This window comes from Frankia sp. CgKIO3 (assembly GCF_977946435.1).
This window is the reverse complement of record NZ_CDWTMO010000180.1, coordinates 1-7,507: the sequence shown is the minus strand read 5'-3', so window position 1 is coordinate 7,507 and position 7,507 is coordinate 1. Positions and strand designations below refer to the sequence as shown.

At 64.4% G+C, this 7,507-nt stretch carries 10 protein-coding genes and 2 pseudogenes; 7 read left to right on the top strand and 5 right to left on the bottom strand.

From position 1 onward, the window contains the following. Both AC08OJ_RS16930 and AC08OJ_RS16925 read right to left on the bottom strand, forming a co-directional pair. Positions 1 to 256: pseudogene (locus tag AC08OJ_RS16930) on the bottom strand (HEPN domain-containing protein); the annotation flags it as partial. A gap of 1 nt (position 257) precedes the next feature. Next, positions 258 to 1,382 (bottom strand): DUF262 domain-containing protein, encoded by a 1,125-nt coding sequence (locus AC08OJ_RS16925; protein ID WP_476594111.1) that lies wholly within the window; start codon positions 1,380 to 1,382, stop codon positions 258 to 260. Positions 1,383 to 1,634: 252 nt separating this feature from the next. On the opposite strand from AC08OJ_RS16925, the gene AC08OJ_RS16920 reads away from it, so the two are divergent. From AC08OJ_RS16920 to AC08OJ_RS16900, 5 genes and pseudogenes are all read left to right on the top strand, one after another. After that, positions 1,635 to 2,609, top strand: coding sequence for a ParA family protein (locus AC08OJ_RS16920; RefSeq protein ID WP_476596229.1), 975 nt, complete (start codon positions 1,635 to 1,637; stop codon positions 2,607 to 2,609). A gap of 444 nt (positions 2,610 to 3,053) precedes the next feature. Beyond that, complete coding sequence (locus tag AC08OJ_RS16915; RefSeq protein ID WP_476596228.1) at positions 3,054 to 3,230, top strand: hypothetical protein; 177 nt, start codon at positions 3,054 to 3,056, stop codon at positions 3,228 to 3,230. Between the two features lie 289 nt (positions 3,231 to 3,519). Beyond that, positions 3,520 to 3,762, top strand: a pseudogene (locus tag AC08OJ_RS16910) (flavodoxin); the annotation flags it as partial. A gap of 292 nt (positions 3,763 to 4,054) precedes the next feature. Then, the gene (locus tag AC08OJ_RS16905; protein ID WP_476594115.1) at positions 4,055 to 4,339 is read left to right on the top strand and encodes a type II toxin-antitoxin system Phd/YefM family antitoxin; all 285 of its coding nucleotides are present in this window, start codon (positions 4,055 to 4,057) and stop codon (positions 4,337 to 4,339) included. After that, entirely contained in the window at positions 4,339 to 4,620 is a 282-nt protein-coding gene (locus AC08OJ_RS16900) for a type II toxin-antitoxin system RelE family toxin (protein ID WP_476594116.1), read from the top strand. The genes AC08OJ_RS16905 and AC08OJ_RS16900 overlap by 1 nt, the downstream gene beginning before the upstream one ends. A 480-nt stretch (positions 4,621 to 5,100) precedes the next feature. On the opposite strand, the gene AC08OJ_RS16895 is transcribed toward AC08OJ_RS16900, so the two are convergent. Then, positions 5,101 to 5,454 carry a transposase family protein gene (locus AC08OJ_RS16895; RefSeq protein ID WP_476594117.1) on the bottom strand — a complete coding sequence of 118 codons (354 nt, stop codon included), beginning with the start codon at positions 5,452 to 5,454 and terminating at the stop codon, positions 5,101 to 5,103. Positions 5,455 to 5,460: 6 nt separating this feature from the next. Beyond that, complete coding sequence (locus tag AC08OJ_RS16890; protein WP_476594118.1) at positions 5,461 to 5,754, bottom strand: helix-turn-helix domain-containing protein; 294 nt, start codon at positions 5,752 to 5,754, stop codon at positions 5,461 to 5,463. A gap of 349 nt (positions 5,755 to 6,103) precedes the next feature. Here AC08OJ_RS16890 and AC08OJ_RS16885 point away from each other — a divergent pair, with 349 nt between their 5' ends. Together AC08OJ_RS16885 and AC08OJ_RS16880 are read left to right on the top strand one after the other, a co-directional pair. Beyond that, the gene (locus AC08OJ_RS16885) at positions 6,104 to 6,253 is read left to right on the top strand and encodes a hypothetical protein (RefSeq protein ID WP_476594119.1); all 150 of its coding nucleotides are present in this window, start codon (positions 6,104 to 6,106) and stop codon (positions 6,251 to 6,253) included. A gap of 293 nt (positions 6,254 to 6,546) precedes the next feature. Then, on the top strand, positions 6,547 to 6,927 hold the full coding sequence (locus AC08OJ_RS16880) for a WS/DGAT domain-containing protein (RefSeq protein WP_476594120.1): 381 nt from the start codon (positions 6,547 to 6,549) through the stop codon (positions 6,925 to 6,927). Positions 6,928 to 7,357: 430 nt separating this feature from the next. On the opposite strand, the gene AC08OJ_RS16875 is transcribed toward AC08OJ_RS16880, so the two are convergent. Then, complete coding sequence (locus tag AC08OJ_RS16875) at positions 7,358 to 7,495, bottom strand: winged helix-turn-helix transcriptional regulator (protein ID WP_476596230.1); 138 nt, start codon at positions 7,493 to 7,495, stop codon at positions 7,358 to 7,360. Between the last annotated feature and the right edge of the window lie 12 nt (positions 7,496 to 7,507).

Here is a 7,507-nt window from a genome sequence, read left to right as displayed (position 1 = left end):
CCAACCAGCCAAGCGAGAAGTTCCTGACGTGGCCGTAGGACAGCCTGCTGGTGTACGCGCGGAATGTCCCCGCCACGGTCTGCTCTAGATATCCGCAGCTTCGGATCACCAGCAGTCGCGCAAGCCAGGAAACGACCTCTTGATTATCCGCAACTCTTTCCTGATCTTGTACCAGTACAGCTAGCTCGGACAGGCGGTCTAAAATAATTCTGGTCTCAGTCGGCGGCCAGACCTCGGCGCGTTCTCGCCTGCTCATGTCAGATGCGGGAGAAAGCTCTCGTCGCCAGCGCCAGACGCATCCGTACGCTCTCCTCGTCAGCCGTTGCGCGCGTGGTCACGTAATCCAGGTCAGGTTCGTTGAGAAGCGCGTCGATGGCGCGGCTGACCTCAGCTGCTGTCGGTTCGCTACCGGCATCAAGCCTACGGGCCAGTCCTACCAAAAGCGCCTCGGTGAGAGCCGCATTGAGCTGACGCCCCCGGCCGCGAATGGCGCTTCTTCCGGCCTCCTCCAACACAAGCTGCGCTGCCCTGTCGAATCGTTTTTCGATCAGCTTGGCGTCCAGCTCGTTCAGTCGGCGGTGAGCGCCAACAAAATCGTTCAGGTATTTCTTGAGAGGGCGTTTATAACTACCCGGTGACACGTAGAGGGCGATGAATCTGAGCACGATCTCCTGATCGCGTAGCCGTGGTGATGGCGGCCCGTAGAGAGCGCGCCACGACGGGTTCTCGTTCAGAGCGGTGAGGAACTTGATGAACTCGCCTGCATAGAGTGCCACGCGAATCTCGTGCGGCGTGAGCTGCGTACCGCCCGAGTTCAGCCGCTCGAAGATCTGGTAAACGCCGTCGAGTGACTCGCGGGTGCCGTCAGTTTTGACTATTGTCGCCTGGATGAAGGTATTGTCGAGCGTGCGGCGCTGTTCGGGTGAAAAAGTTTGATAGGTCAGCCCCTGGAATCTGGCGGCCACGTTCTGAAGTGCGAACTCGCGCCCGTTGATGCTGCCATTATAGAAGAGGCTCAGGGTCTTTATTCGCTGCTGCCCATCAAGAACGAGATAGCGGCGGTCCTGTTGTTGGACAAGGAATATACCCGGAATGGGGTATCCGAGCAGTAGGGACTCGATGAAACGGTCCATCTGCGAACGCTTCCAGACGAACTCGCGCTGGAAGCCGGCTGTCTCGATGCCGGGATCATCATTGCCAAAGGACGGTACTATTATGTCGCCCCGATCGTGTCGACGGACCAGACCCTCGACGTCGAAGTCGGTGCCGCTGTAGCTGATCTGCGGAGGGTCGGGGTCCACCTCCTGGAGCTCGGCCCTGTCGTCGTCGCGCAGGTCCTCGGAGTCGCTGTCGTCGCCAGCTTGCTCAGCCAGCTCGGTCACCCCCTCGAAAAGCCGTGCGACATGTTGCCGAGTCAGTAAGAACTCAGGGCAGGCCGCCAAGTGGGACCGTCCAGCGCGGGTGGCCGGAGCCTTCACCGAGTCGACCAGCCCAAGTGGCCAAGCTGCCGCACAGGTTACCACCATCGACACACTGGCGAAGTCGTCGCACCTCAGGGCCGATCCGACGGAGCCGCGTAGGCCGGCTCGGTTCGAACCTGCTGGTCAGATCTGCTCAGGGCGGCTTAGCCCAGAATGGTCATCGGGTGCGACCACAGGCGCGATTCATGGCGTTCTCCTGAATGTGGCGCAGGCGGATGGCATGCTGTGGAGATGGGGGTGATTTTCCGTTGTGATCTCACAGGATTGGCGGGGAAGCGGCTTGGTCCAGTTGCGGCCGACCGAACGCCGTCGCGCATCCAATGTCCGCGGGGTTTGATGATGCAGGTCGCTACCGTGGTCAACTCCAAGGGCGGTGTCGGGAAGACGACTCTGACGGCCAACGTCGGTGCGGAGCTTGCGCGTCGAGGACGTCGTGTTCTCCTGCTCGACCTGGACTTTCAGGCCAGCCTGACGCACTCCTTCTATCGGCCGGCGGACGTCGAGCGACAGATTAACCGGCGAACCGTCGCGGACTGGTACATGGCAGCTGGTCGTCGAGGGGCCGGGCCAAACCTCATGCGGTACGTTTCCTGGCCGCAGGAAGTCCGGGCGCATACCAGGAGAAACGGCGGTGAGCTTGCAATTGTGGCTTCTGCCCCGAAGCTTGAGAGCGTTGCTGCCAGGCTCGGTGTAGAACTCGGTGACCCCAGTTCACGCCGCTATCAGGATCGTCACCGCCGAGTAGTGATGCGACTGGCCGATGGCCTACGGCTGCTCCGCCGTGAGGGATTCGACTACGTGCTTATCGACTGCCGGCCGGATTTTGAGATACTCACTCGATCTGCGATCGTGGCCAGCGAAGGGATTCTGGTCCCTGCGCAGCCGGAGAGGCTGGCTACCTTCGGTATCCGCCATCTGACCGAAAGACTTACCGACTTCAAGAAGAATAACTTCGAGATCCTTGGATGGTCTCCCTCCGGCGAGAACCGAGTGGAAGACCTGGCGCCTGCCTTTCTAGGTGTTGTGTTCACTCGAGTAAGGAATGGGGGTGGGGGCCCGGGCCCACCCCCTCGAGCCAGCGGGTTATCGACGAGGTTCGCCGCCTCTTCCCTACATTTACTGCGATGATGCGCGAGAGCCTGGATTTCCAGACGGATGTCGACAGGCTCCTGCCAGCGGTGTTCGGACTATGTCCCGACATAGCGGCAGAAATCCATGCTTTAGTCGACGAATTCGAAAGCAGGATTGGACCGTAATCTGATGGCTGAAGGAATGACGTCCGTCCTCGCAGTGCTGGAGAGGGTCTCGGCGCTCATCCGGAGTTTCGATGATCAGACCGTGGTTGATCTAGCTGCTGGCCGGCTCGTCCTCACGGTGCAGCGAGCGCCTGACCGGCCGGTCTTCGGCGCCGACGTAGCCGGGGAACGGACCACCAGTCCGCCGGCGCCCGAAAGCGTGCCGCGGGGGAGGATCGGCACGATCAAGGATGGATCGACAGTCATGGCTGGTCAACCTGACTCCGCGTCCGTACGCCAACGCCTCGATGAGATGGGTAGCCGAGAGGAGGCGCACATGTTCCTTGAGAGGATCGCCAGGAACAAGCAGATCCTCCAGCGGATCGGCCGAGATCTCGGAGTTCGGGTGAGTCTGGGGCGCCGGCGTGACGAAATGATTGACACGATCGTCAACTCCGCGGTGGGAGTCCGTCTCGACCAGGAGGGTATCGGCAGACGGGTCACGTCCTTGTGATTGGCCAATGCCGGACCGCCGAGCAAGGCCAGCAATTCCGATAGGAACGCGTCGGCGGGGTACGCTCCGGCCCGGTTCTTCTCGGTCCGGACGGCTGGCCCGATCATCGCCACCGCCCGCTACGCCGCTACGCCCGCTGGACCCTTTCAGCGAGTGGGCTGGGAGCCGGGCGCGACGACCGCTGCGCCCCTGATGCCGTAGCTGGCTGGCGCGCCTGCGCCCCATCCGGTCGGTCCAGGGCTGATCCATTGATAACGATGGGTGATAGCCCCGTGACCAGGGTTCGGCGCATTTCTGCGACCAGCTCTACTATCCCGTGCTGGAAGCGACAGTCGGCCGCCCGTACGCCCTCTACGTCCACGGCAACAGCGATACGGCCGGCGCGATCCGCGGCGTGGAAACCATCGCCACCGGGCTGAAGTGAAAGCGCCTGCACGCGCCACTGTCGATCGTCGGCGAGGTGGACGTCGCGACACGAGAGGCCTGCTGGGGACTCGGCGCCACGGCCGCGGCCAGCCTGATGCCCAGGTGACCCGGACCCAGCAGTCAATCGACCACGGGCATGCGGATGTCCGACCCGCGGGCGGCAGCGGATGGTCGTTCAGGAGCCGCGCCGTCGTCGGGGGTGGCCGCTACGGGGCGAGTTCGTCGATCGTCAGGCCGACGTCATTCAGAATGCCGCGTAGGGCGCCCTTCGCAAGGTCGCGGGTGCTGAAGCGATCCCAATCTCGTAGACAGTCGACGAGAGCGCGCTGGATGATCGGCCCGAAGTTAGACAGCCACCAGCATGACCAGAATAGCGACCGGTCCTTATAATGACCCTCATGGAGACCATACCGATCACCGAGGCGAAGGCCCGGATTGCCGAGCTGGCCGAGCGGGTAGCCAGAGAACATGATCACTTCACGATCACGCGCAACGGACGTGCGGATGTGATGCTGATCTCCGTTGCCGAGTACGAGTCGATGCGCGAGACCCTCGACCTCCTGTCAGACGGCGAGGCTCTCGCGGATTTGCGGCAGTCGCGGGACGACTTCGCCGCGGGTGACACCTTCGCCTTGGGCGAGGTCGTGGCCGAACTGGAGCAGCGGCGGGCCGGGGACGGGTGATGGCCGCCAGCGGCGCACCCTACGAGGTCGCGCTGTCGCGCAGGGCACGGAGAAACCTCCACGAGGACCTGCCCCTGGAGGTCGCGGCCGCCGCACTGGAGACGATCCAACGAGCGATCGCCATGAACCCTTACCGGGTCGGGAAGCCGTTGGACGAGCCCTTCGACGGCTTCTACTCGGCGCGCCGCGGAACCTACCGCATCATCTACCGGATCGACGCGGCCAAACACCTGGTAGAGATCCACTCCATTCGGCATCGGCGAGACGTCTATCACCTTTAAGTCAGGGCAGGAGGCCAAGTGTCCGGCGTGCCTTGACGACGATGAAATGGCGCCGGTCAACCGTTGCGACCTCGTCGATACCGAGGCGCTCCGCACACGCAATGACCGAGGCGTCGACCGTGCCGAGACGCCGGTGGCCACCACGAGGCTCACGCCCACCGCACCCACGCCGGCCAGAGATACCATCTCCCCGGGGCCGCAACTACCGGAAACGAGGTCGGGCGCACCGCGACTGGTGTGACCATGCAGCACACCGTATTGCGCCGCCTTTACCAGCAAAATGATCCCGTAACACACGCAACCGTGAGATGAATGTGTCGCTCTGCCGGCAACCGCGTCGAGTTCAGGTAAGGATGACATGATCGAGAAGCCACGGCCGGGCGATCGCGGCGCCCCGGAGAGACGGTCGCTTGCTGGCAAAAACGGTGTGAACCTCGATACCTGTAGTTAGATCAATTAGCATTTTCAAAGTCGGTTTTTCTAGATCTCTTCCGGCTTCAGGACGAAGACGGTTTGGGTGAATGCGCCGACCCGGCGTGGGCGGCCGCGGAAGCGGCTGAAGACGCGCCAGTTCTTCAGGACCGCGAAGCCACGCTCACCGGGTGCGCGGGTAGCCGCGCGGGCGCGGTTGCTTTCCTTGATGTCGTCGGGCAGCTCGCTGTTCGCGGGCTTCTTGCGGGGAACGAGGAGCAGGCCGCTCTCGCCGCCGGCGTAGCCCTTGTCCGCGTAGAGGTAGATCGTCTCCGCGCGGTTGATCACACGGAGGGCGTCGTGGGCCCGGGCTGCGGTGAGGTCGTGGGTCGAGCCGGGCAGCCCGTCGGAGATCCAGATCATCCGGCCCTACAGGTCCATCAGGCCCTGGAAGTTGCTCCAGGTCCAGGCGAACGTCCAGACGGCCGCGAGCAGGCTGCGCCCGCGCCTGGCGAGCAGCTCGACGGCCTCCCGGACATAGGTGCGGGCCGTGCCGACGCTGGCCTGGAAGCCGGCGGCCAGGTGTTCGTGGGTGTCGCCGTTGCGCAGGTGCGCGAGCACGCGCAGCGCCTGGTCGCGAGGGGACAGCTCGCGCCAGGTCCGAGGCCGGTCGCGGTCGTCGGCCAGCAGCGTGGCCAGGAACTCCAGGGTCGGCTCGGACACGGTGATGACGCCAGGGTAGGTCAGCAGTGGAAGTCCTCGGTCAAGGCCACATGATTAGACACCCTGTGATCTACCGAGGACTTCTCTGTTTCTCGTGTCCGGACGGACAGTAGCCGGACAACTTCCGGCCTCCGGGTGGCCCGCCGGCCGTTCCCTCAAACGCGTGAGACAGAACATTCCCTCGATTCACGCAAAACAACCTTGAAAATGCTCACTTCCCACCGGGCACGGACGGTTTTCGTATAAAGCGAGGGAATGCTTCTATCCCAAGAGGCGGAAACAGAAGCATCTTGAACGAACCGACCGTTCCTGGTCCACCCTGGCGTGGATGTCGTTGAGAGGAAACGGCATGACCTATGTATCCACAAATGTCGCCGAGTGCGGGCCGCGGACCAGGCCGCTGACCACCGGCGATCGAGCGTTCTTCCATTTCACTCTGCAGAATCCCGGAGAGTTCCTGGAGGGGGCGTGGTGCTCTGTGTCGACGACCCGGCCCTGACCCTCGCGGCGCGGCGCGGCACACCTGGGCGGTGACCGAGCTGGAGCGGCTGCGTCGGATCGCCCGACGCGAGGGCGTCACGGTCAACGACGTCTACCTCGCGGCGGTCGCCGGCGTCCTGCGCACCTGGTCCCTGCCGGAATGGACACCCACGACGGCCGACGGGTCCGGCCGCGCACGCCGTCTCTTCCCCCCGCCTCTCTCGTCAGCGTGCCATCCACACGGCGATGCCGATCAACGTGCGCACCCCGGACGAATAGGAGATCCTTTCCAATTTCACCCTGGGCATACGAGTGCCGCTGCCCTGCACCGAGGCCGATCCCTGGCGGCGGCTCGCCCAGATCGCCGAGCAGACCCGACGCGTCAAGGCACAGGGCGGGTTCGGCGTGGTCGAACGGAAGCTTCTGGACGGAATGCCGCACACCACATCGCCCCGTGTGTTCGCGCAGATCGTCGCCGTCGCGGCCCGCCCGACGGGCGCCGCTCTGGTCACGAGCAACCTGGGGACGATGGTGGGCCCGTACACGGTGGCCGGCCGCCGGGTCACCACGCTGATCGGCATGGCGCCGCTGTTCGTGAGTCGCCAGCACCTGTCGGCCGCCCTGTTCGGCCTGGACGAGCAGGTCTGCGCGGCGTTCACGGCCAGCGCGAGCGTCCCCCTCCACACCGCCTAGCCGGCAACTGGCTCGCCGGGCTCGCCGCCTTCGACGGCCGCACCCAGGGCGGCCCGACGCCCGCTCCCGCGAGTTCCCGGGGTCTCCCGGTCGTCCCGGTTCTCCCAGGTCCCCGGACTCCGCCACCTGACCCGACTCCTCCGAGCGGGTCCGCCGGATCTGCCGCTCGAACGTCGCCCGCAACGGCATCAAGGGAACATTGACCACCAGCTACCCGGCGGCGGGCGTCCGCCAGGGCGACCCACGACGATGACGATTACTGCCGACTCGGCGTTGCCGTGGACGTGGCGTGCGTCACCCGGTCATGTCACGTGTTCCACAGACAGTCGTAGCTGGTGCGTGCGTAGCTGGTGCGTGGGGAGCGTGGTCGAGCTCAGCGTGGCAGTGGCCCGGAGTACGCCGCGCGTGCTCGTTGCACGGATAGAAGGTGTTACTCGGACCACTGGGTGAGAGCGGCGAAGACGGGGGCGAGGCTCTCGCCGAGTTCGCTGATCTCGTACTCCACCCGGGGCGGGATTTCCGGGTGGTAGGTACGGACCACGAGCCCGTCGCGTTCCATCTGCCGCAGCCGCTGGGTCAG

What these genes read in the sequence shown, in the direction of transcription:
- AC08OJ_RS16920 (WP_476596229.1), top strand. Translation starts at nt 1,635, where the DNA reads ATGGTCATCGGGTGCGACCACAGGCGCGATTCATGGCGTTCTCCTGAA.
- AC08OJ_RS16915 (WP_476596228.1), top strand. Translation starts at nt 3,054, where the DNA reads ATGTTCCTTGAGAGGATCGCCAGGAACAAGCAGATCCTCCAGCGGATC.
- AC08OJ_RS16905 (WP_476594115.1), top strand. Translation starts at nt 4,055, where the DNA reads ATGGAGACCATACCGATCACCGAGGCGAAGGCCCGGATTGCCGAGCTG.
- AC08OJ_RS16900 (WP_476594116.1), top strand. Translation starts at nt 4,339, where the DNA reads ATGGCCGCCAGCGGCGCACCCTACGAGGTCGCGCTGTCGCGCAGGGCA.
- AC08OJ_RS16895 (WP_476594117.1), bottom strand. Translation starts at nt 5,454, where the DNA reads ATGATCTGGATCTCCGACGGGCTGCCCGGCTCGACCCACGACCTCACC.
- AC08OJ_RS16885 (WP_476594119.1), top strand. Translation starts at nt 6,104, where the DNA reads ATGACCTATGTATCCACAAATGTCGCCGAGTGCGGGCCGCGGACCAGG.